We start from the raw sequence: 23392 nt of genomic DNA, 5'->3' as shown, positions 1-23392 counted from the left end.
CGCACTATGCGCCTGTGGTTTATCTTTGTGCTATAGTAGCGCCCCTTTTTACCCGGATGCTTATTTATTCGCCATGATGCCTGAATCAACGTCACCTGTTTTCCCTGCTCACCGCTTCTCCATCGCGCCGATGCTCGACTGGACTGACCGACACTGCCGCTACTTCCTGCGGCTGCTGTCGCGGCATACGCTGCTGTATACCGAAATGGTGACCACGGGGGCGATTATTCACGGCAAAGGTGACTATCTGGCCTATAGCGAAGAAGAGCACCCGGTTGCTCTGCAGCTCGGCGGCAGCGATCCGCAGGCCCTGGCGCAGTGCGCGAAGCTGGCTGAAGCGCGTGGCTACGATGAGATCAATCTCAACGTCGGCTGCCCCTCCGACCGCGTGCAGAACGGGATGTTTGGCGCCTGTCTGATGGGCAATGCGCCACTGGTGGCCGACTGCATCAAGGCGATGCGCGATGTGGTGTCGATTCCGGTCACGGTGAAAACCCGTATCGGGATTGACGATCAGGATAGCTATGAGTTTCTATGCGAATTCATTGAGACGGTCTCCGGCAAGGGCGAGTGTGAGATGTTTATTATTCACGCCCGCAAAGCCTGGCTCTCCGGCCTGAGCCCAAAAGAGAACCGCGAGATCCCGCCGCTGGATTACCCCCGCGTCTGGCAGCTGAAGCGCGACTTTCCCCACCTGACGATGGCGATTAACGGCGGGATCAAATCGCTGGACGAAGCCAGACTGCAGCTTGAGCATATGGATGGGGTGATGGTCGGGCGTGAGGCCTATCAGAACCCGGGTATTCTGGCCTCGGTCGACCGCGAAATTTTCGGCATCGCCGGCGCGGATGCCGATCCGGTGGCGGTGGTGCGAGCCATGTACCCGTATATTGAGCGCGAGCTCAGCAATGGCACCTATCTGGGCCATATTACCCGCCATATGCTGGGGCTGTTTCAGGGCATCCCCGGCGCTCGCCAGTGGCGTCGCTACCTGAGCGAGAACGCGCATAAAGCCGGCGCCGATATTGCGGTGCTGGAGCATGCTCTGAAGCTGGTGGCCGATAAACGTTAATTTCTGACGAAAACCTGGTGAAATTGACCACGCCTCGCGCACTGACGCGGGGCGTTTTCTTTTAAAGTCAAATGTTTATGTTTGGCATGCTTTTTGTAATACCTGCAGAGTGAAGTATTCATTCGTTGGGGAGAGAACCATGCTGGAACTGCTATTTGTCATTGGATTTTTTGTCATGCTGTTGGTGACCGGCGTATCGCTGCTGGGGATTATCGCGGCTATCGTGGTCGCTACCGCGCTGATGTTCGTCGGCGGGTTGTTTGCCTTGATGATCAAATTACTGCCGTGGCTGCTGCTGGCCGTGGTGGTGGTGTGGATTATTCGGGCGCTGAAATCCCCGAACGGAAACGCTTTTCGCGACAATAACCGTTGGCGTTACTAAGGTATTGAGGGGTCTGTCACAACCTGAACAATTTTGCAGACAACCGCGTAGGCATTACTGAGCAAATCTGTCACTATTAGCGCGTTAACGAATTCATCGCGCTGTACCCTACATACAGCCGAACTAAAAAAAAGTAAGGGCTTCCCAGGTGGAAGCCCTAAACTTTTGTCCCTTTGTCCGCTTACGGCAGCAGCAAACTAGACCCCTGAGTTACCCGGCTTTCCAGAACTTCATGCGCCCGACGGGCCTCGGTCAGCGGATAGGTCTGACTCTCGGGCACGTCCACTTTGATTACCCCACTGGCGATCAGTGAAAACAGTTCACTGCAGGCTTCCGCCAGCTCTTCCCGGTTGGTGATATAGCCCTGCAGCGATGGGCGGGTGACGTACAGAGAACCTTTCTGATTCAGGATCCCCAGATTGACGCCGGTCACCGGGCCGGAGGAGTTGCCAAAGCTGACCATCAGGCCGCGTCGCTGCAGGCAGTCCAGAGAGGCTTCCCAGGTATCTTTCCCCACCGAGTCGTAGACCACGGCCACTTTCTTACCGTCGGTAAGCGCCTTGAGTCGCTCCACGATTTGCTCTTCGCGATAGTTAATTACCTGCCAGGCGCCAGCCTCTTTGGCACGCTGCGCTTTCTGCGCGCTGCCGACGGTGCCGATAAGTTTCGCGCCCAGCGCTTTCGCCCACTGACAGGCAATCAGCCCCACGCCGCCGGCGGCCGCGTGAAACAGGAACACTTCATTAGGCTTAATTTCATAGGTTTTGCGCAGCAGATACCAGACCGTCAATCCTTTCAGGAACGATGCCGCGGCCTGTTCGAAAGAGATGGCGTCCGGCAGGACCGCGGTTTTGTCGGCCAGCACATTGTGTACCGTGCTGTAGGCGCCGAGCGCCGACTGCGCGTACACCACCCGATCGCCTACCTTAATGTGCGTTACCCCATGGCCAACTTTACTGACGACGCCGGCTGCCTCGGTGCCCAGACCGCTCGGCAGCGATGGTGGCGGATAGAGGCCGCTACGAACATAGGTGTCGATATAGTTGATACCGATGGCTTTGTTTTCGACCTGAATTTCATGTTCCGCAGGATCGCGGGGCGTGAACTCAACCGCCTGAAGCACCTCCGGCCCGCCGTGTTTTGAAAATTCGATGCGTGTTGCCATGTTCGCTCCTGTGTTGTTCTGAGATTATCCAGTAAGCTTAACAGCCTGCGGCGGCAGCGACGGATTTTCTTATCCGCCTCAGGCCTGCCACGCTTAATGGGTTCTTTAGCGGCAATGGCTTTCTCGCTATACTGTCACGCTCTTTTCCGTATCGGTGAAATGTTAGGCTATGGCAGGAAATAAACCCTTCAACAAACCACAGACAGAAACCCGCGAACGCGATCCGCAGCTCGCCGGGCTGAAAGTCCCGCCGCACTCGATTGAAGCGGAGCAGTCGGTGTTGGGCGGTTTAATGCTGGATAACGAGCGCTGGGACGACGTCGCCGAACGCGTGGTGTCGGAAGATTTCTATACTCGTCCGCATCGTCATATCTTTACCGAGATGGCGCGTCTGCAGGAGTCAGGTAGCCCGATTGACCTGATCACCCTTGCGGAGTCGCTGGAGCGTCAGGGGCAGCTGGACAGCGTCGGCGGCTTCGCCTACCTGGCCGAACTGTCCAAAAACACGCCCAGCGCGGCGAACATCAGCGCCTATGCTGACATCGTGCGCGAACGCGCGGTGGTGCGCGAGATGATTTCGGTGGCCAACGAGATCGCCGAAGCCGGCTTCGACCCGCAGGGGCGAACCAGCGAAGATCTGCTCGATCTCGCCGAATCCCGGGTTTTCAAAATCGCCGAAAGCCGGGCCAATAAAGACGAAGGGCCGAAAAACATCGCCGATGTGCTTGATGCCACCGTCGCCCGTATCGAACAGCTGTTCCAGCAGCCGCATGACGGTGTCACCGGGGTGAATACCGGCTACGACGACCTCAACAAAAAGACCGCTGGCCTGCAGCCGTCGGATCTGATTATCGTCGCCGCCCGTCCGTCGATGGGTAAAACGACCTTCGCGATGAACCTCGTGGAAAACGCGGCAATGCTGCAGGATAAGCCGGTACTCATCTTCAGTCTCGAGATGCCCTCGGAACAGATCATGATGCGTTCTCTGGCCTCGCTGTCGCGCGTCGATCAGACCCGCATTCGTACCGGTCAACTGGACGATGAAGACTGGGCGCGGATCTCCGGCACCATGGGCATCCTGCTGGAAAAACGCAATATCTATATCGATGACTCCTCCGGCTTGACGCCGACGGAAGTGCGCTCCCGCGCGCGGCGTATCGCCCGTGAGCACGGCGGCATCGGACTTATCATGATCGACTACCTGCAGCTGATGCGCGTGCCGTCGCTCTCCGACAACCGTACCCTTGAGATCGCCGAAATCTCCCGCTCGCTGAAGGCGCTGGCGAAAGAGCTGCAGGTGCCGGTGGTGGCGCTGTCGCAGCTGAACCGCTCGCTGGAACAGCGCGCCGATAAACGCCCGGTCAACTCCGACCTGCGTGAGTCCGGATCCATTGAACAGGATGCCGACTTGATCATGTTCATTTACCGTGATGAGGTTTATCACGAGAACAGCGATCTTAAAGGCATCGCGGAAATTATCATTGGTAAACAACGTAACGGCCCGATCGGCACCGTGCGACTGACCTTTAACGGCCAGTGGTCGCGTTTCGATAATTATGCCGGCCCTCAGTATGACGATGAGTAAACCTCTGTCTGTCTTTTTTTAAGGAATTCAAATGCAAGCGGCAACTGTAGTTATCAACCGCCGCGCTCTGCGACACAACCTGCAACGTCTGCGTGACCTGGCGCCTGCCAGCAAACTGGTTGCGGTGGTGAAAGCGAACGCCTACGGACACGGCCTCCTTGAGACCGCGCGAACGCTGACCGACGCCGACGCCTTTGGCGTCGCCCGCCTGGAAGAGGCGCTGCGCCTGCGAGCAGGAGGCATCGCCCAGCCGATCCTCCTGCTGGAAGGCTTTTTTGCTGCGGAAGACCTGGCGGTGATCGCCGCCCAGCGCCTGCATACGGCGGTGCATAGCCCCGAACAGCTGGCGGCGCTGGAGCAAGCCGATCTCCCCGAGCCGGTAACCGTGTGGATGAAGCTGGATACCGGCATGCATCGCTTAGGGGTGCGCCCGGAGGAAGCCGAGGCGTTTTATCAGCGTCTGAGCCAGTGTAAAAACGTCCGCCAGCCGGTGAACGTGGTGAGCCATTTCGCCCGCGCCGATGAGCCGACCTGCGGCGCCACCGAACGCCAGCTGGATATCTTCACCACCTTTACCGAAGGCAAACCGGGGCTGCGCTCTATCGCCGCCTCGGGCGGCATTCTGCTGTGGCCGCAATCGCATTACGACTGGGTGCGCCCCGGGATTATCCTGTATGGCGTGTCGCCGCTGGACGATCGCTCCACCGGGAAAGATTTTGGCTGCCAGCCGGTGATGACCCTGACGTCCAGCCTGATTGCGGTGCGCGAGCATAAAGCAGGGGAGCCCGTCGGCTACGGCGGCACCTGGATCAGCGAACGCGATACCCGTCTCGGCGTGGTGGCGATGGGCTATGGCGACGGTTATCCGCGCGCCGCACCGTCGGGCACGCCGGTGCTGGTCAATGGCCGGGAAGTGCCGATTGTCGGCCGGGTAGCGATGGATATGATCTGCGTTGACCTCGGACCGCAGGCCCAGGATAAAGCCGGCGACGCGGTAGTGCTATGGGGAGAGGGGCTCCCGGTAGAGCGCATCGCCGAGATAACGAAAGTGAGTGCTTACGAACTTATTACGCGACTGACCTCCCGCGTCGCCATGAAATACCTCGACTAAGTACCAGCCGTACCGGATAACCCTGATGTTATCCGGTACGCCATCGGCACAGCCGCGAGCGAAAAAGCGGTTTATGCCACCTCGCGGTCATTTTCCCCTCAACATCCTCTCGACCTGTCGTCATATCCGGTTTATTGTGTAAGAACCTGCCCTATGTAAACCTGGAGATACATCGCGTGTTTCAAAAAGTTGACGCCTACGCCGGCGACCCTATTCTTTCTCTGATGGAACGCTTCAAAGAAGATCCGCGAAGCGACAAAGTCAACCTGAGTATCGGGCTGTACTACAACGATGACGGCATTATCCCGCAGCTGCAGGCGGTGGCGGAAGCGGAAGCACGCCTGAACGCCGGGCCGCATGGCGCCTCGCTGTATCTGCCGATGGAAGGGTTGAGCGGCTACCGTCAGGCGATTGCGCCGCTGCTGTTTGGCGCAGAGCATACCGCGCTTAAGCAAAACCGCATTGCCTCCATTCAGACGGTCGGCGGTTCGGGCGCGCTGAAGGTCGGGGCCGACTTCCTCAAACGCTACTTTCCGGAGTCTCATGTCTGGGTCAGCGATCCGACCTGGGAAAACCACATCGCCATTTTTGAAGGGGCTGGCTTCGAAGTAAGTACTTACCCCTGGTTTGACAAAGCCACCAACGGCGTGCGCTTTGAGGACCTGCTGGCGACGCTGCAAACGCTGCCGGCGCGCGATATTGTGCTGCTGCACCCTTGCTGCCACAACCCGACCGGCGCCGACCTGACGCCAGCCCAGTGGGACCGCGTGGTTGAGGTATTACAAGCGCGTCAGCTGATCCCCTTCCTCGACATCGCCTACCAGGGCTTTGGCGGGGGGCTGGAAGAGGATGCTTACGCCATTCGCGCCATCGCCAGCGCCGGGATGCCGATGCTGGTCAGCAACTCGTTCTCCAAGATTTTCTCCCTGTACGGGGAGCGTGTCGGCGGCCTGTCAGTGGTCTGTGAAGACAGCGAAACTGCAGGCCGCGTGCTGGGTCAGCTGAAGGCCACCGTGCGCCGCAACTACTCCAGCCCGCCAAGCTTTGGCGCGCAGGTGGTGGCGACGGTGCTGAACGATGCAGCTCTGAAAGCCACCTGGCAGGCGGAAGTGGACGCCATGCGCGCGCACATCCTGACCATGCGCCAGGCGCTGGTCGACGCGCTGCAGCAGGTTGCTCCGGGCAGCAAGGTGGATTACCTGCTTAAGCAGCGCGGGATGTTCAGCTACACCGGCTTCAGCGCAGCGCAGGTCGATCGTCTGCGCGACGAGTTTGGCGTCTACCTGATTGCCAGCGGTCGTATGTGCGTGGCAGGGTTAAACTCACGTAATGTTCAGCAGGTGGCGAAAGCCTTTGCTGCGGTGATGTAAGCCGCTCTCCAGTGGGTTGCCGCTGCCGGTCAACGGGCAGCGGCAACCTCCTCTCTGATTGTGATCATCCTCTTTTTCTATGACATCTAAGCGAAAAAGGCTTTTCATCCACGCGATCGGCGGGTAAGGTCGGGGCGTTGCTAAGCATGCACATTATTAAAAATAATAATGATTGATAGATTTAGGGATAAATATGCGCAAACTTACTCTCGCCTTTGCGGCGGCTTCTCTTTTGTTCACGCTGAACAGCGCCGTTGTGGCGCGCGCCTCCACGCCACAGCCGCTGTGGGTGGGCACCAATGTGGCCCAGCTGGCCGAGCAGGCGCCGATCCACTGGGTTTCGGTGGCGCAAATCGAGAACAGCCTGCTGGGGCGGCCGCCGATGGCCGTCGGTTTTGATATCGATGACACCGTCCTCTTCTCCAGTCCGGGCTTCTGGCGCGGGCAAAAAACCTTCTCTCCCGGCAGTGAGGATTACCTGAAAAACCCGCAGTTCTGGGAAAAAATGAACAACGGCTGGGATGAATTCAGCATGCCGAAAGAGGTGGCGCGCCAGCTGATCGCGATGCATGTGAAGCGTGGGGACAGCATTTGGTTCGTCACCGGCCGCAGCCAGACCAAAACAGAAACCGTTTCTAAAACCCTGCAGGATGATTTTCTCATTCCGGCCGCCAATATGAATCCGGTGATTTTCGCCGGTGATAAGCCTGGCCAGAACACCAAGACCCAGTGGCTGCAGGCGAAGCAGATAAAGGTTTTCTACGGCGATTCGGATAACGACATCACCGCTGCCCGTGAGGCCGGCGCCCGTGGGATCCGCGTGCTGCGGGCCGCCAACTCCTCCTATAAGCCGCTGCCGATGGCCGGGGCGCTGGGCGAAGAAGTGATCGTCAATTCCGAATACTGACGATCGCCTGAACGCGATAAACGGCAGCGGTAGCGCTGCCGTTTTTTTATGCAAAATCAGGGGTGGAAGGTTTTACCTTTTCACGTATTGCTGCACACTTAGAAGGATTCATTCGCAAAAGGAGTCGATGATGTGGTATCAGCAAACCCTGACGCTTGGGCCAAAATCCCGCGGTTTTCATCTGGTCACCGATGAGGTCCTCGGTCAGATTCGCGGGCTGTCCGGGGTGAAGGTTGGCCTGCTGCACCTCCTGCTCCAGCATACTTCCGCTTCCCTGACGCTCAACGAAAACTGCGATCCCACCGTCCGCTATGACATGGAGCAGTATTTTCTCAACGCCGTGCCGGACAATGCGCCGTACGAACATGATTATGAAGGTCCTGACGATATGCCTTCGCACATCAAATCATCGATGCTTGGCGTGTCGCTGATGCTGCCGGTCGAGGACGGGCGCGTCAGGCTGGGAACCTGGCAGGGCATCTGGCTGGGGGAGCATCGGATACACGGCGGTTCGCGGCACATCGTTGCGACGCTCATGGGGGAATAAAAGATGACAATTTCGGAGTTATTGCAGTACTGCATGGCGAAACCGGGAGCGGAGCAGAGCGTCCATAGCGACTGGAAAGCCACGCAGATCAAAGTCTCGGACGTGCTGTTTGCCATGGTGAAGGAAGTGGAGGACCAGCGGCCGGCGGTCGCGCTGAAAGCGAGCCCGGAACTGGCGGAGCTGCTGCGAGAGCAGCATCGCGATGTCCGGCCCAGCAAGCATCTCAATAAAGCGCACTGGAGCACCGTCTTTCTGGATGGCTCGCTGCCGGATTCGCAAATCTACTACCTGGTCGATGCATCTTACCAGCAGGCGGTGAAAATGCTGCCGGAGTCGGTCCGGCAGCAGCTATCCCGCTAATTATTTCAGCATCGGCTTCAGGAAGCGCGCGGTGTGCGAGGCTTCGCACTCGGCGACGGTCTCAGGTGTACCGGAGACCAGTATTTCGCCGCCGCCGCTACCGCCTTCCGGACCCAGATCGACAATCCAGTCGGCAGTTTTAATCACATCGAGGTTATGCTCAATCACCACGATGGTATTGCCCTGATCGCGCAGCTGATGCAGCACTTCCAGCAACTGCTGAATATCGGCGAAGTGCAGACCCGTGGTCGGCTCATCGAGGATATACAGCGTCTGGCCGGTACCGCGTTTGGAGAGTTCGCGCGCCAGCTTCACGCGCTGCGCCTCGCCGCCGGACAGCGTCGTCGCCGACTGGCCGAGACGGATATAGGTCAGGCCGACGTCCATCAGGGTTTGCAGCTTACGCGCCAGCGCCGGTACGGCATCAAAGAATTCACGCGCCTCTTCAATGGTCATATCCAGCACTTCGTGGATGGTCTTACCCTTGTACTTAATCTCCAGCGTTTCGCGGTTATAGCGTTTGCCTTTGCACTGGTCGCACGGCACATAGATATCCGGCAGGAAGTGCATCTCAACCTTAATGACGCCATCACCCTGGCAGGCTTCACAGCGCCCGCCGCGAACGTTAAAACTAAAGCGCCCTGGCGTATAGCCGCGTGAACGTGATTCCGGCACCCCGGCGAACAGTTCGCGCACCGGCGTAAACACCCCGGTATAGGTCGCCGGGTTGGAGCGCGGCGTACGGCCGATCGGGCTCTGGTCGATATCGATCACTTTATCGAAGTGCTCCAGCCCCTGGATATCGCGATACGGCGCCGGTTCGGCGATGGTCGCGCCGTTAAGCTGGCGCTGAGCAATCGGGAACAGGGTGTCGTTAATCAGCGTCGATTTACCCGAGCCGGAAACGCCGGTAATGCAGGTAAACAGACCGACCGGCAGGGTCAGCGTCACATCCTTCAGGTTGTTGCCGCGCGCGCCGGTCAGTTTCAGCACTTTTTCCGGATTGGCGGGTACGCGCTGTTTCGGCACTTCGATTTTGCGCTTACCGCTCATGAACTGCCCGGTGAGGGATTCTGGTACCGCCATAATGGCGTCCAGTGGCCCTTCGGCCACCACCTGGCCGCCGTGGACCCCAGCGCCAGGGCCGATATCGATCACATGGTCGGCGGCGCGAATCGCGTCTTCGTCATGCTCAACGACGATCACCGTGTTGCCTAAATTACGCAGATGGATCAGGGTACCCAGCAGGCGTTCGTTATCGCGCTGGTGCAGGCCGATAGAAGGCTCATCCAGCACGTACATCACACCAACCAGCCCGGCGCCAATCTGGCTCGCCAGACGGATACGCTGGGCTTCGCCGCCGGAGAGCGTTTCCGCCGAACGGGAAAGCGTCAGATAGTTCAGACCGACGTTGACAAGGAACTTCAGGCGATCGCCGATCTCTTTCAGCACTTTCTCAGCGATTTGCGCCCGCTGGCCGGAGAGCTTCAGGTTGTTGAAGAAGTCCATCGCGTGGCCGATGCTCATATCGGAAATGGTCGGCAGCGGGGTGTTCTCTACAAACACGTGGCGCGCTTCACGACGCAGCCGCGTGCCGTCACAGCTGGCGCATGGGCGGTTGCTGATGAATTTCGCCAGCTCTTCGCGCACGGCGCTGGATTCCGTCTCTTTGTAACGGCGCTCCATATTGTGCAGCACGCCTTCGAACGGGTGACGACGTACCGAGGTGTCGCCGCGATCGTTCATGTATTTGAATTCAATATTCTCTTTACCGGAACCGTACAGGACCACTTTCTGCACGCTGGCGCTGAGGGTGCCCCACGGCGCTTCGACGTCGAATTTATAGTGCTCCGCCAGCGACTTCAGCATCTGGAAGTAGTAGAAGTTGCGGCGATCCCAGCCGCGGATGGCGCCGCCCGCCAGCGACAGCTCCGGATTCTGCACCACGCGGTCGGGATCGAAATATTGCTGAACGCCGAGGCCGTCGCAGGTCGGGCAGGCGCCCGCCGGGTTGTTGAAGGAGAACAGGCGCGGCTCCAGCTCGCGCATGCTATAGCCGCAGATCGGGCAGGCGAAGTTAGCGGAAAACAGCAGTTCTTCCGCTTTTTCATCATCCATATTGGCCACGACGGCGGTACCGCCGGAGAGCTCCAGCGCCGTTTCGAACGACTCGGCCAGGCGCTGCGCCAGATCGTCGCGCACCTTAAAGCGGTCGATCACTACCTCGATGGTGTGCTTCTTCTGCAGCTCCAGCTTCGGCGGATCCGAAAGATCGCAGACTTCGCCGTCGATCCGCGCGCGGATGTAGCCCTGGCTGGCGAGGTTTTCCAGGGTTTTGGTGTGCTCGCCTTTACGCTCTTTAATAATGGGCGCCAGCAGCATCAGGCGCAGGCCTTCCGGCTGCGCGAGGACGTTATCGACCATCTGGCTGACGGTTTGCGCCGCCAGCGGCACGTCGTGATCCGGACAGCGCGGTTCACCGACGCGGGCGTACAGCAGACGCAGGTAGTCGTGAATTTCGGTAATGGTACCCACCGTCGAACGGGGGTTGTGAGAGGTTGATTTCTGTTCGATGGAAATCGCCGGCGACAGCCCTTCGATATGGTCGACGTCCGGCTTCTCCATCAGCGACAGGAACTGTCGCGCATAGGCGGAGAGCGATTCGACGTAGCGACGCTGGCCTTCGGCATACAGGGTGTCGAAAGCGAGTGAAGATTTGCCAGACCCGGAAAGCCCGGTGACGACAATGAGTTTGTCGCGCGGGATAACGAGGTTGATGTTTTTGAGATTATGGGTGCGGGCGCCCCGAACTTCGATCTTATCCATTCACCTTTCCCGGTAGGTAGATACACGGATTGCCTGGTTTGCTTGAAGGACAAACGGCAGAAACGGCTAATTATGACACAATTTAACCTGAATGAATATACAGTATCGGAATGCAAATTCAGGGGGAGTGTGCAACAATGTCTTGTACGAGTGCTATCTCTGGAATCAGCCTCGCAGCTATCAAAATGCTACGTGGAAATGGTACACTCGCGCGTTTACACTATTAAGAAACGTATTCAGGAGACACGAACATGGCCAGCAGAGGCGTAAACAAGGTGATTCTCGTCGGTAATCTGGGGCAGGACCCGGAAGTACGCTACATGCCAAGTGGCGGCGCTGTCGCCAACTTCACGCTGGCAACTTCCGAATCCTGGCGTGACAAGCAGACCGGCGAAATGAAAGAGCAGACCGAGTGGCACCGCGTTGTGCTGTTCGGCAAACTGGCGGAAGTCGCTGGCGAGTATCTGCGCAAAGGCTCTCAGGTATATATCGAAGGCCAGCTGCGTACCCGCAAGTGGACCGATCAATCCGGTCAGGAGAAATACACCACCGAAGTCGTGGTTAACGTTGGCGGCACCATGCAGATGCTGGGCGGCCGTCAGGGTGGCGGCGCGCCGGCAGGCGGCGGCCAGCAGCAGGGCGGTTGGGGTCAGCCTCAGCAGCCGCAGGGCGGCAACCAGTTCAGCGGCGGCGCACAGTCCCGTCCGCAGCAGCAGGCCCCGGCAGCGCCTTCTTCTAACGAACCGCCGATGGACTTCGACGACGACATCCCGTTTTAAGGCTTGCCTTAAACGCGTTGCCTGCGCCGTAAAATACAAAAAGCCCCGGTTTCGCCCGGGCTTTTTCTTTATCCTTTCAGCATCATCCTTTCAGCATTTTTTCTGCGCCACCGTGTCAGAACCGGTTTTTAACCTGCGGCGACGAGCGTTTCAGGCAGAGGGCGCCTGAGCGGTCTCCGGCGTCGCCACGCTGGGCTGCGGTTTCACTGGCTCTGCTGCTGGCTCCTGTCGCGGCGCGGCCGTCGCTTTCTGTTTGCGGGCCATATCATCGACGATCAGCCGATAGGCGATGTAATACTTATAGATATTACTGACGTAGGTGACCGTCTCGGCGCCAATTTTTTCTGCCGCCAGATTTTCGACATTACCGAACCAGACGTTCGGGTCAAATCCTCGCTGTTTAGTCATGGTGCGCAGGCGGGCGATACGCGCCGGACCCGCGTTATAGGAGGCAAAGGCAAACAGCGCCTTATCGAGCCGGGTCATGGGCTCATCAGCATAGTAGCGATCTATCATCCAGCGCATGTATTTCACGCCAGCATGGATGTTGGGATCCAGCTGTTTAATATCGCCCACTTTCAGCTCTTTTCCGGTGCTGGGCATCACCTGCATTACCCCGACGGCGCCGACGTGGCTTCGCACCGACTGGTTCAGTCGCGATTCCTGGTACCCCTGGGCCGCCATCAGCAGCCAGTCGACATCGTAGCGATCGCCATATTTGCGGAAGACTTCCACCATGGCGAGGAACTTGCGCCGTTCCTTACTCGCGGCGGCATTTTTGACATATTTGGCATTTTTCAGGTAACGCAGCAGGAGGGTATTACCCAGCGTGGTGCCCTGACGATTCTTTTTGACGAAGTTGTTTAGCACCGCCAGCAGCTGCGGGCTGTCTTTGCGTACCGCCCAGGCAATGTTGCCGCCGTCGCGCAGCACCACGTTGTCATGGACCTGAATTTTCGGAAACACCTGTTTCCAGAAAACGGCTTTGTGTTGATCGACGACGATCAGCGGAATCAGCCCGGCGTTGAGCATTTCCAGCAGATCTTCATCCTCCAGCGCTTCCGGCGCTGCCTCCAGGATAACCGGCGGCCGCGACTCACTGGCAAATCGGGCATTCAGCGCCTGCAGACTCTCGTAATAGCTGGAGGAGCGGCGAACAAAGACGGTTTGGCCGGAGAGCTGCTCCAGGCTGTCGATCTTCGGCGATGCCGGCCCGGAGATCAGTAATTCTTTCACGTTGCTGTAGAGCGGCTGGGCGAAATCGACCTGGGCTTCCCGCGAGGGCGTGATGGTCAGATTGGCAGCCGCAATATCGCCTTTACCTTCATTAAGCGCGATAAAGAGATTATCCCGGCTGACCGGCACAAAAACGATATGCAGCTTCAGGTGGCGCTGTTTGAGCTTTTTATCCTTCGCCAACTGCTTATTCAGATCGTTTTCCAGCGCCATAAAGATATCGTGGGTTGCTCCGCGCTGAGTGCCTTTATCAATAAAAAAGAAGGTCTTGCTGTAGGTGGTTAATACCCGAATGGTGCGCCGCTCGGTCATGCCGGGCAGATCGCCTTTCCATGGCTGCAGCATATCGTCGATGTGGATCGACAGCGTATTGTCTTCGGTTGCGACTGGCGGCGCTTTTTCCGCCTCCGCCGCAAGCAGGATAGGGGCGAATAACAGCGCCGCGAGGCAGGTGAGCCAGGCGATAAACAGGCGTGATAGCAAGTTGGCGTTCATGGAGGAACACTCCGCAGGGGGATGTGATTATTTTAGCAGAACGGCTGCCGTTAGCCGGGCACGACAAGGGCGTAAAAAACATAACGATGCCGACAAATAGTCTTCTCCCATTCTATCGCTTGCTATTAATGTGCTTTTATCTTTACTTTAACTATGGAGATAATATGGCGGAAATGTGTTTTTTTAATGATAAATAGAAAATGATGATGATATTTTTATTTTATTCTTCTCCATTTGTTTTGTTGTAACCGTTTGATTATTTGTGTTTATTTTATTTTTCTCCGATATTGATTATTATCATCTTGATAATGAATCTCATTTTTATTACCGTAGCACAGCACATTACTCTTATTATTCGCTGTCTGGATTACGCTATCAAAGAATAGCGCGCAGCGCTTTTTCTCTAATGATGAAACAGGGCACTTAATTTTATTATGCCTCATGCTGTTTTCTTATTCCCATGACTATCGGGAAGGGGCTGACCTACGCCAAAATCTGGCGAGGCGCAGAGGCGAGTATTTTATCCCATTGTTTTTTCAATTGGGGAAGGCGTTATGCCCGACAGCAACAGAAAACAGGGCATATTCTATGAAATACACGTCTCACTTCCCGCTGGGGATCGTCATTCCTTTGCTCGCCTGTAGCGTGCCGCTGCAGGCGGCAGAGAATATGACAGAACAATCGACGCGCGATAAGAGCACCCCAACGGCCGAAAACCAGGAGGAAACGATGGTGGTGACCGCTGCCAGGCAGAACCTGCAGGCACCGGGCGTGTCGACCATTACCGCAGAGGAGATTCGCAAACATCCCCCCGCCCGCGATGTATCGGAGTTAATTCGTACGCAACCTGGGGTAAACCTGACCGGCAACTCCACCAGTGGTCAGCGCGGCAACAACCGGCAAATTGATATCCGTGGCATGGGGCCCGAGAATACGCTGGTGCTGGTCGATGGTAAACCGGTGACCAGCCGTAACTCGGTGCGGTATGGCTGGCGCGGCGATCGTGACTCCCGCGGCGATACCAGTTGGGTGCCAGCGGAGATGATCGATCATATCGATGTGATCCGCGGCCCGGCGGCGGCGCGCTATGGTAATGGCGCGATGGGCGGGGTCGTCAACATCGTGACCAAACCGACCACGCCAGAATGGCACGGGTCGTGGAATACCTATATGAATGCTCCGCAGCACCGTAAAGAAGGGGCGACGAAACGTACCAACTTTAGCCTCAATGGTCCACTGTCGGACAGTGTCAGCTTCAATCTCTGGGGTAATCTGAGTAAAACCCAGGCTGATGCTCAGGACATTAACGCCGGGCATGAAGCGGAGCGTACCGGTTCCTACGCCGGTTCTTATCCCGCCGGACGTGAAGGGGTGGTGAACAAAGATATTCACAGTAAGCTACGCTGGGAGTTCGCCCCGATGCAGGCCCTGGAGTTTGAGGCCGGCTACAGCCGCCAGGGCAACCTCTATGCCGGCGACACGCAAAACACCAATACCAGTACGTTGGTGAAGAGTATGTACGGGAAAGAGACCAACCGTCTCTACCGGCAAACTTACGGCGTCACATGGACCGGCGGCTGGGATAATGGCGTGACCAGCAACAGCTATGCCCAGTACGAACACACCCGTAACTCGCGAATGAATGAAGGGCTGGCGGGCGGTACGGAAGGGATCTTCTCCAGTAGCGAGTTTTCAGATATCGATCTGGCCGATGTCCTGCTACATAGCGAAGTGAATATTCCGTTTACGCTGGGGGTCGATCAGAATCTGACGCTGGGCACCGAATGGAATCAGCAGCGGATGAAAGATGGCGTATCGACAACCCAGGCGCTCTCTTACGGGACTATCGACGGTGTGTCGGCTACCGGTCGTAGCCCGTACTCCAGCGCCGAGATCTTCTCGCTGTTTACCGAAGATAATATGGCGCTAACGGACAGTACCATGCTGACACCCGCCCTGCGCTTCGATCACCACAGCATCGTCGGCAATAACTGGAGCCCCTCACTGAACCTCTCCCAGGAGTTGACGGATGACTGGACGCTGAAGCTGGGCATTGCCCGCGCTTACAAGGCACCTAACCTCTACCAGTTGAACCCGAACTATATTCTCTACAGCAACGGTCAAGGCTGTTATGCCAGTAGTTCCGCCTGCTATCTGATGGGGAATAGCGACCTGAAAGCGGAGACCAGCGTTAATAAAGAGATTGGTCTTGAGTACAAGCATGATGGCTATCAGGCGGGAATCACCTGGTTCCGTAACGACTATCACAACAAGATTGAGTCAGGGTACGCGGCGGTGGGCACCGCCAGCAACGGCACCACCAATATCTATCAGTGGGAAAACGTACCAAAGGCGTTAGTGGAAGGCCTGGAAGGAACGCTGAATCTTCCGGTGGGGGAGACGGTTAACTGGAGCAATAACCTGACATGGATGCTGCAGAGCAAGAATAAGACGACCGGCGACCGGCTGTCAGTGATCCCGCAGTTTACCCTGAACTCGACTTTGAGCTGGCAGGTTCGTGAAGATCTCTCCCTGCAGAGCACCTTTACCTGGTATGGTCGACAGAAACCAAAACGCTTTAATTATAAGGGCGAGGCGGTCAGCGGCAGCGAACTAAACGAAGTCAGCCCATACAGCATTGTCGGCCTCAGTGCGACCTGGGATGTGAACAAAAATCTGAGCTTCACCAGCGGGATAGATAACCTGTTTGATATTCGCCACTACCGGGCAGGGAATGCGCAAACGACCGGCAACGCGACGACGGGGGCTTATCTGTATGGCGCGGGTGCGGAGACCTATAACGAGTCGGGGCGGACCTTCTTTATGAGCGTTAATACTCATTTCTGATGATCCTGATGAGGAGTAAACCGGGTGCAGCGCGACCCGGTTTTTTTATTTCAGATGAGAGCGGAGGAGGCGGTTATAAATCGTGACAAAATCTTCACGCCCTCTACATTATTAGCTCAACATATCCTTTTATACTGATTTCCGTCGCGCAAGGTCGTTGATCCCGACCGGGTTCGATAATAGCATCCTGCTATTTCCCTTCTGTAATATCCCCTGTCCCCCTTCCATTCCCAACCGCAGCGATGCGGAGGAGGGGGACCTCCTTATTTTTGCCGCGTGATCTGATAGCGATACTGAGTGGGTGTGAGCGCATAATATTTTTTGAAGGTACGATTAAACGCACTGAGATCGTCATAACCGACCATCATACAAATATCGACGATTCGGTAACCAGGCGTCGTCAGCAATAAACGGCAACACAGCGACATGCGCTGCTGGCGGATATATTCCATGGGCGAACGATCAAAATAATGGCGGAAGAGTCGAAATAAATGCCAGGGGGAATAACCAGAGATATCGCTCAGATCGTCGACGGTCAGTTTCTTATCCAGATTATTATCGATCCACAAGAGCAGGTCGTTTAATACCGATTGCTGGAGCGTTTTGCTACGCATGATTGCGGCTAATCCCATAACGAATGGCTCCTCAGCGAGGAGCCTTGGGGTTTATTGAACAGTGAGTTCGCCGTGGCGAACCTGATAATTTTTTTGATTATCAGGGCCAATATAGTCGCTGGCGGGTTTTGCCAGCTGCAGATGACCAAACGCGGTTGATTGCTCTGCATGATAATTTTCGCCGTCATTCACGTCGCCGTGCCCGTTATAACGGGCAATGGCCGGAAAGGGGTACGCCGGGCGAGTCGCGATAACGGCTGGGGCGGCGTCAGCGTAAGGCTGACTGACTTTCTGCACGCCGTGAAACTGCGTTTGGGCATCTGGTTTTTCTGTCATCGGCGGCAGGCTGGTGGCGGCTGGCGCCCGTTTTCCGGCCATGATCTCTTGCGGCGCGATGCCTTCCTCGGTCCAGCGCATCAGCGGGGTAAGGAGATCAATTTGATCGTAACCTTCGCCATTACCGCAATGGGCTACCCCAGGCAGCAGGAATAACCGCAGGAAGGTATCCGTTGCGGCATGGCCCATCTCTGCTTCTACGCCGCGGTAATAGGCGATAGAAAAGGCTGGGCTGACGGAGTCATCGGCCAGACCGTGCCACAGGATAAGCTTGCCGCCGCGCTGTTGATAGGCATGAAGATTGGTATTTGCCGCGTTATAGAGCGGTGCCAGTTGAGCGACGGCGTCAAAATTCTGCTGGTTCAGTGGGAAATCCCGCATCGATTGGATCTTCTGTTTTCCTCCCGGCAGGAGCACGGATTGCAGAGCCGGCAGTACCATCATTTCCGACATCGAGTGGCCGGTCGGGGTCTCGGGCACCGGCCAGCGTAGCTCGGAGCCCAGCGGCAGACCGCCAGCGACAAACTGGGCGCCGTGGCTGTCGTAAGCGCCGCGGTAGAGTTTTTTCACCACCTCGATCTCTTCCTGCGTCAGGCAGGTAGAACGGTCCTGAGCATCGGCAGGACAGCGGGGGAGCCATGACTCAGAGAACTGACAGGCATACGGATTTTGCAGGATACCATCCTGCACGCCGGAAAGCGTCGGGCAGTGAGCCAGCACGGCCTGGTGAATCAGAGGAAGGCGATCTTTCAGCAGGATAGCGGTACCGTCCGGACGCTGATTGGCGGCCACATTCCAGCCGTGGAAGAAGGAATTCTGAAACTGGAAAAAGGCCGCAGGCGCGCCAGCGCTGATACCGTCAAAATCTTGCGGAAAGCGCTGTGCTTCCATCAATGCTTCGCGACCGCCGTCTGAGCAGCCCATAAAGTACGCGTACTTTGGTTGCTGGCGGTAAAGCGTCTGAATCACCGCTTTGGTCAGCACGGCGGTCAGGTGGTTGGCGCGCCAGGCAAAATCGATGCGCTTTTGCGGATCCTCGGCCCATGAAGCATCCATCATACTGCCATGGTGCCCCATATCGGTTGCTGCCACCACAAACTCGCCGTTCATTGCCGGCAGGCAGCCGCTGGCATTCGACAGACTCAGGTTAATACTCCCGCACAGTCCGCCGCAGCCGACCTGCAAGAAACGTTGACTCCAGCGTTGGGTCGGCAGGGCAATCTGCACGCCAATCTGGGGGGCGATAGTGGCGCTCACCTTGCACCAGCTTCCCTGCGCGGAGGTCTGCATTTCAGTGTGGTTGATAGTGACCTTTGCGCCAACGGCGGCGCTGAAGTCGGTCGCGCTCAGCGCATCGCATGTTAGCGCGGGGAGAACCATCGGCAGACTGGCGGCAGCCTGCGTGGGTGAAGCGAACGATAACCCAAAGAGGGTGCAGAGGATGACGGGTAAGATCGTCTTGAGTAAGCGTGTCATACGCAGTTCCCTGTTGCTAATGATGGGAGGCGGCAGGATGGCGAAGCCTATGCCTCACCTTCCCTGGCGAGGCGCCACTGCTTGGCTATTGTAGATAACGATAGACTTTCCTTGATGCCTTGATAAGGCGACCCTACTGTATTCTGCTATTTTGAGGAAAATATGGAGATGTTCGTTAACGGCCTTTGGCAGTGTATACGGGGTAGAATGTTGTGATATCAGTTGCATAATTTATTCAATTTCTCTTCATTATATCTGCTGGGTTTCAGGATATTTTTCTCCCTGTTCCTGGTGATCCCAGAGAGCATCATTCCTAACGAGAATTTTCCCCCTTTTCATTAACAAGAAAGGGGGCTTTTTTAATAAAAAAACGTTCAGGTAAATCTAAATATAGCCCTGGTGTTGGCCATTAGAACCACGGCGTTCAGCAAAAGTTCCATCATTAAATATATTTTTAAAGATGATTTAACATCCTTTTTTTCTCCATTTTATCGCCATAATTGCATGTAATTCTGCGCCTCGCTCAGGTTATTTTCTGTCGCACATTTTAGAGATGCATCCTGAACAAATAAGCTCAACGCCAGCAGAATACTGCTATTGCTCATTATCTCGTAGACGACACATTCATGTTAAAAAAGACTCATATCATCAGCGGATTATTGATCGCCCCTTTAACGTTATATGCCGCAACATCATATCAAGTTGATGATATCCGTTTTGAAGGGCTACAGCGCGTGACCGTCGGGGCGGCGCTATTAAGTATGCCATTGCACGCGGGAGATGCGGTGACGCCAGAAGATGTCAGCGAGGCTGTGCGCGCGCTGTATGCGAGCGGCAATTTCGAGAATGTGCAGATCCTGCGCGATGGGAAAACGCTGGTGGTGCAGGTTAAGGAACGGCCCACTATTGCCAGCGTCAGTTTTTCTGGGAATAAGTCAGTGAAGGATGATGCGCTAAAGGAAAATCTCACCGCGTCCGGTATTTCTGCAGGTAGCGCACTGGACAGAAATTCGCTTAGCGAAATAGAAAAAGGGTTACAGGATTTCTATTACAGTGCGGGGAAATACAGTGCGCAGGTTCACGCGGTGGTGACCCCGTTACCGCGTAATCGCGTTGACTTAACGTTCGTCTTTCAGGAAGGCATCTCGGCGAAAATCGCACAAATAAACATTATCGGTAATCAGGCGTTTCGGGAAGAGACGCTCCTGGACCAGCTTCAGCTACGCGATAATGTGCCGTGGTGGAACGTGGTAGCCGATAAAAAATACCAGAAGCAGAAGCTGGAAGCCGATCTGGAAACGCTGCGCAGTTTTTATCTCGATCGCGGCTATGCGCGCTTTGCTATCGAGTCCACGCAGGTCAGTATGACGCCAGATAAAAAATCCCTGTATATCACTATCGCCCTCAATGAAGGCGAACGTTATCGGGTCGACCGAACTCAGGTGACAGGCGACCTGGCGCAGCATGGCCCAGAGATCGAGGCCCTTGCCCAGCCGCTGGCGGGGGCATGGTACAGCGGGGCGCAAGTCACCACAGTTGAAAATGAGATCAAAAAGCGTTTCGGTAAGTATGGTTATGCCTGGCCGCAGGTGACGACCACGCCGGAAATCGATGATGCGCATCACCGCGTGGCGCTGCATATTCAGGTCAACGCGGGCCGCCGCTACTCGGTACGCCAGATCCGATTTTCCGGTAACGACACCTCCCGGGACGCGGTGCTGCGTCGTGAAATGCGCCAAATGGAAGGGGCGTGGCTCAACAACGAAAAAGTCGAACAAGGGAAAGTACGTCTTGACCGAACGGGTTTTTTTGAGAACGTTGAACAGCAGATCGTTCCGGTCAGTGGGACGGCAGATCAGGTCGATGTGGTCTACAAGGTGAAGGAGCGCAACACCGGCTCATTTAACGTGGGCCTGGGATTTGGTACGGACAGCGGCGTGAGCTATCAGCTTGGCGTGACTCAGGATAACTGGCTGGGAACGGGTAATAGCGTTAGCTTCAACGGGACGCGCAACAGCTACCAGTCTTATCTTGAACTGGGGGCGACGAACCCGTGGTTTACCGTCGATGGCATCAGCCTGGGCGGAAAGATTTTTTATAACAGCTATGATGCTTCCGATGCGGATGCCGGGAGCTATAACCAGCAGAGCTATGGCTTAGGCAGTACGCTGGGGTTTCCCATTAGCGAAAATAACTCCCTGAACCTGGGACTGGATTATGTTCATAATCGCCTGACCAATATGGATCCGGAGCTGACGACCTGGCGCTACCTCAGCTCCCGGGGAATCGAGCCCAGCGTGGTGACGAAAGATGGCGACAGCGGCGCGAAATATAGCGCCAACGACTATTTTGTGAGTCTTGGATGGGGATATAACGATCTCGATCGCGGCTTCTTCCCGCGTGCGGGAAACAAGAGCAGTCTTAGCGGTAAAGTGACCCTCCCCGGTTCGGATAATAGCTACTACAAGCTCTCATTTGACACCGCCCAGTATCTGCCGCTGAGCGAGAATAAGCGCTGGGTCTGGATGGAACGTTTGCGTGCAGGCTATGCCGGTGGGTTAGACGGCAAAAGTGTACCGTTCTACGATAACTTTTACGCCGGCGGCTCGTCGTCAGTGCGCGGCTTCTCTTCTAACACCATTGGGCCTAAAGCGGCCTATTACCGCTGCAATGGTAGCGAAAGCAGCTATAGCGCCTGCCCGCTGGACGCCTCATCTGATGCGGTCGGCGGGAATGCCATGGCGGTGCTGAACAGCGAATTTATCATTCCAACCCCCTTTGTGAATGATAAGTACGCCGATAGCCTGCGAACCTCGCTGTTTGTTGATGCCGGGACGGTCTGGAGCACATCCTGGCAGAACACCGCGCAGACGCTGGCGGCAGGGATCCCTGATTACGGCGATCCGGGTCATATTCGTCTCTCCGCGGGGATTGCCGTGCAGTGGATGTCTCCCCTTGGTCCACTGGTCTTCTCCTGGGCAGAGCCGTTTAAAAAGTATGATGGCGATAAAGCAGAACAGTTTCAGTTTAATATTGGCAAAACCTGGTAAAAACGCAGGCAGGTCCAACGGGCCTGCCTGCCGTGTGGATCAGGGTTGCACCACTTTCCAGATGGTATATTTCTCTTCTCCCGGTTTAACCGCCTGAGCGAAGTGTTGGTTTAAATGGCTGGCGGTGAACATTACCGCGCCATCCGGGCCGATAGTCGGCGTATCGGGCCAGTACACGCGGTCGTCAGCGGCAAGCAGGGTGAACCGCCCGCTCTGCGGGCGATAACGGACAATACCGTTATGGGTCACATCGGTGATATAGAGTGCGCCATGCTTATCGACCACGATCCCATCGCTATTCCCGCCGACCTCACCCGCGGTACGGATGGCCGCGGCGAGCTGGCGTTCGTTCATCGCGGGATCGCGCAGCGCGGCGGTGGCGATGGTCCGCGCCGTGGTACCGGTGGTGACCGTCCAGTAGAGGGTTTCCTGGTCCGGTGACAGCGCAATACCATTGATACCAAGCATAATGGGGTTGCCCGGCCAGACCGTTTCCCCATGTGAAACCACCTGCAGACCGGCAACCGGCATCAACGCCGGGTGCTGGTTCAGTACCCGGCGGACCGTCCCACGGTTAGCATCCGCGACGATCAGTCCGGCCTGATTGTCCGGCGCGCTGCGCAGGCCGCTGTCGGCGATATACGCCACCCGGCGCGCCTCATCGACCACAATATCGTTGAGGAAGCTTCCTTCCCGGTCGGCGACGCTGTCGAGCGGAATACGCTGCACCAGATGACCGTCGCTGAGCGCATAGATCATGATTTTTTGCGCCCCCGGCGGCGCCGTCTTTTCCCCTGCGACAAAGCCCTGATCTAACGCCCATAGCCAGCCGTTGCGGTTATCGACGTAAAAGCCCAGCACATTGCGCAGGTGCGTGCGGGGATCGGCGCTGATGCTGTTGGCCGCGGTGGACGGAAAGGCGGTGAGTCGTGCCGGGCCGCTCAGGGACTTGGTATCGAGCAGGCTGAGCGTGGCGGGCGCCTGGGTCGAAATCAGACGTGGGGTGCTAACAAATGCCCGACCGGCGGCGTCAAAGTGCAATCCTGCGATGGGCGCATTGACGGAATGCGCATCGACGCGCTGCTGCCAGGTGACCCCGGTATAACTGCGCCATAGCGCCAGATGGGCAGGGGCGTCAGGCCCGGCCGCCAGTGCGGTCTGCCCCAGGGACAGCAGGCCGAGAACGAAGAGTGAAAAACGATGCATCATGGTCTCCAGAAAGCAGTAAAAAAGA

17 protein-coding genes are annotated in these 23392 nt (G+C 56.6%); 11 read left to right on the top strand and 6 right to left on the bottom strand.

The features are described 5' to 3' along the window. Positions 1 to 73 precede the first annotated feature (73 nt). Together dusA and pspG are read left to right on the top strand one after the other, a co-directional pair. Positions 74 to 1072 (top strand): tRNA dihydrouridine(20/20a) synthase DusA, encoded by a 999-nt coding sequence (gene dusA, locus FHW76_RS21625; RefSeq protein WP_012543189.1) that lies wholly within the window; start codon positions 74 to 76, stop codon positions 1070 to 1072. Positions 1073 to 1211: 139 nt separating this feature from the next. Continuing rightward, on the top strand, positions 1212 to 1454 hold the full coding sequence (gene pspG, locus FHW76_RS21620; protein WP_012543188.1) for an envelope stress response protein PspG: 243 nt from the start codon (positions 1212 to 1214) through the stop codon (positions 1452 to 1454). 181 nt (positions 1455 to 1635) lie between these two features. On the opposite strand, the gene FHW76_RS21615 is transcribed toward pspG, so the two are convergent. Continuing rightward, positions 1636 to 2619, bottom strand: a complete 984-nt coding sequence (locus tag FHW76_RS21615) for a quinone oxidoreductase (protein ID WP_032734031.1) — start codon at positions 2617 to 2619, stop codon at positions 1636 to 1638. Positions 2620 to 2788: 169 nt separating this feature from the next. Here FHW76_RS21615 and dnaB point away from each other — a divergent pair, with 169 nt between their 5' ends. The 6 genes from dnaB (at position 2789) to FHW76_RS21585 (ending at position 8499) form a co-directional block, all read left to right on the top strand. After that, entirely contained in the window at positions 2789 to 4204 is a 1416-nt protein-coding gene (dnaB, locus tag FHW76_RS21610; protein WP_008807299.1) for a replicative DNA helicase, read from the top strand. A 31-nt stretch (positions 4205 to 4235) separates the two neighbouring features. Then, positions 4236 to 5315, top strand: coding sequence for an alanine racemase (alr, locus tag FHW76_RS21605; protein ID WP_008807298.1), 1080 nt, complete (start codon positions 4236 to 4238; stop codon positions 5313 to 5315). Between the two features lie 176 nt (positions 5316 to 5491). Beyond that, on the top strand, positions 5492 to 6685 hold the full coding sequence (gene tyrB, locus FHW76_RS21600; protein ID WP_008807297.1) for an aromatic amino acid transaminase: 1194 nt from the start codon (positions 5492 to 5494) through the stop codon (positions 6683 to 6685). Between the two features lie 193 nt (positions 6686 to 6878). After that, a complete protein-coding gene (gene aphA, locus FHW76_RS21595; RefSeq protein ID WP_008807296.1) occupies positions 6879 to 7592 on the top strand; it encodes an acid phosphatase AphA in 714 nt (237 codons plus the stop codon). Positions 7593 to 7722: 130 nt separating this feature from the next. Continuing rightward, the gene (locus tag FHW76_RS21590; RefSeq protein WP_008807295.1) at positions 7723 to 8139 is read left to right on the top strand and encodes a secondary thiamine-phosphate synthase enzyme YjbQ; all 417 of its coding nucleotides are present in this window, start codon (positions 7723 to 7725) and stop codon (positions 8137 to 8139) included. Between the two features lie 3 nt (positions 8140 to 8142). After that, positions 8143 to 8499, top strand: a complete 357-nt coding sequence (locus FHW76_RS21585; protein WP_008807294.1) for an MmcQ/YjbR family DNA-binding protein — start codon at positions 8143 to 8145, stop codon at positions 8497 to 8499. On the opposite strand, the gene uvrA is transcribed toward FHW76_RS21585, so the two are convergent. Next, the gene (gene uvrA / locus FHW76_RS21580; protein ID WP_100681901.1) at positions 8500 to 11325 is read right to left on the bottom strand and encodes an excinuclease ABC subunit UvrA; all 2826 of its coding nucleotides are present in this window, start codon (positions 11323 to 11325) and stop codon (positions 8500 to 8502) included. A gap of 251 nt (positions 11326 to 11576) precedes the next feature. Between uvrA and ssb1 the strand changes: the two genes are divergently transcribed. Then, the gene (ssb1, locus tag FHW76_RS21575; RefSeq protein WP_008807292.1) at positions 11577 to 12104 is read left to right on the top strand and encodes a single-stranded DNA-binding protein SSB1; all 528 of its coding nucleotides are present in this window, start codon (positions 11577 to 11579) and stop codon (positions 12102 to 12104) included. Between the two features lie 150 nt (positions 12105 to 12254). On the opposite strand, the gene FHW76_RS21570 is transcribed toward ssb1, so the two are convergent. Next, positions 12255 to 13835 carry a lytic transglycosylase F gene (locus FHW76_RS21570; protein ID WP_012543186.1) on the bottom strand — a complete coding sequence of 527 codons (1581 nt, stop codon included), beginning with the start codon at positions 13833 to 13835 and terminating at the stop codon, positions 12255 to 12257. Positions 13836 to 14423: 588 nt separating this feature from the next. On the opposite strand from FHW76_RS21570, the gene FHW76_RS21565 reads away from it, so the two are divergent. Then, the gene (locus tag FHW76_RS21565) at positions 14424 to 16682 is read left to right on the top strand and encodes a TonB-dependent siderophore receptor (protein ID WP_008807289.1); all 2259 of its coding nucleotides are present in this window, start codon (positions 14424 to 14426) and stop codon (positions 16680 to 16682) included. Positions 16683 to 16945: 263 nt separating this feature from the next. Here the strand turns inward: FHW76_RS21565 and FHW76_RS21560 are convergent, their stop codons facing one another. Both FHW76_RS21560 and FHW76_RS21555 read right to left on the bottom strand, forming a co-directional pair. Beyond that, positions 16946 to 17314, bottom strand: coding sequence for a helix-turn-helix transcriptional regulator (locus tag FHW76_RS21560; protein WP_008807288.1), 369 nt, complete (start codon positions 17312 to 17314; stop codon positions 16946 to 16948). A gap of 33 nt (positions 17315 to 17347) precedes the next feature. After that, entirely contained in the window at positions 17348 to 19108 is a 1761-nt protein-coding gene (locus FHW76_RS21555) for a tannase/feruloyl esterase family alpha/beta hydrolase (protein ID WP_022065216.1), read from the bottom strand. Positions 19109 to 19734: 626 nt separating this feature from the next. Here FHW76_RS21555 and bamA point away from each other — a divergent pair. After that, complete coding sequence (gene bamA / locus FHW76_RS21550; protein WP_012969159.1) at positions 19735 to 22158, top strand: outer membrane protein assembly factor BamA; 2424 nt, start codon at positions 19735 to 19737, stop codon at positions 22156 to 22158. Positions 22159 to 22197: 39 nt separating this feature from the next. Here bamA and FHW76_RS21545 read toward each other — a convergent pair whose 3' ends face one another. Continuing rightward, a complete protein-coding gene (locus FHW76_RS21545) occupies positions 22198 to 23364 on the bottom strand; it encodes an L-dopachrome tautomerase-related protein (RefSeq protein WP_023323470.1) in 1167 nt (388 codons plus the stop codon). Positions 23365 to 23392 lie beyond the last annotated feature (28 nt).

The sequence above is a fragment of the Klebsiella sp. RC2 genome (genome assembly GCF_014192815.1).
In the GTDB taxonomy this organism is placed as follows: domain Bacteria; phylum Pseudomonadota; class Gammaproteobacteria; order Enterobacterales; family Enterobacteriaceae; genus Klebsiella; species Klebsiella variicola.
This window is presented reverse-complemented; position numbering and strand designations above follow the sequence as displayed.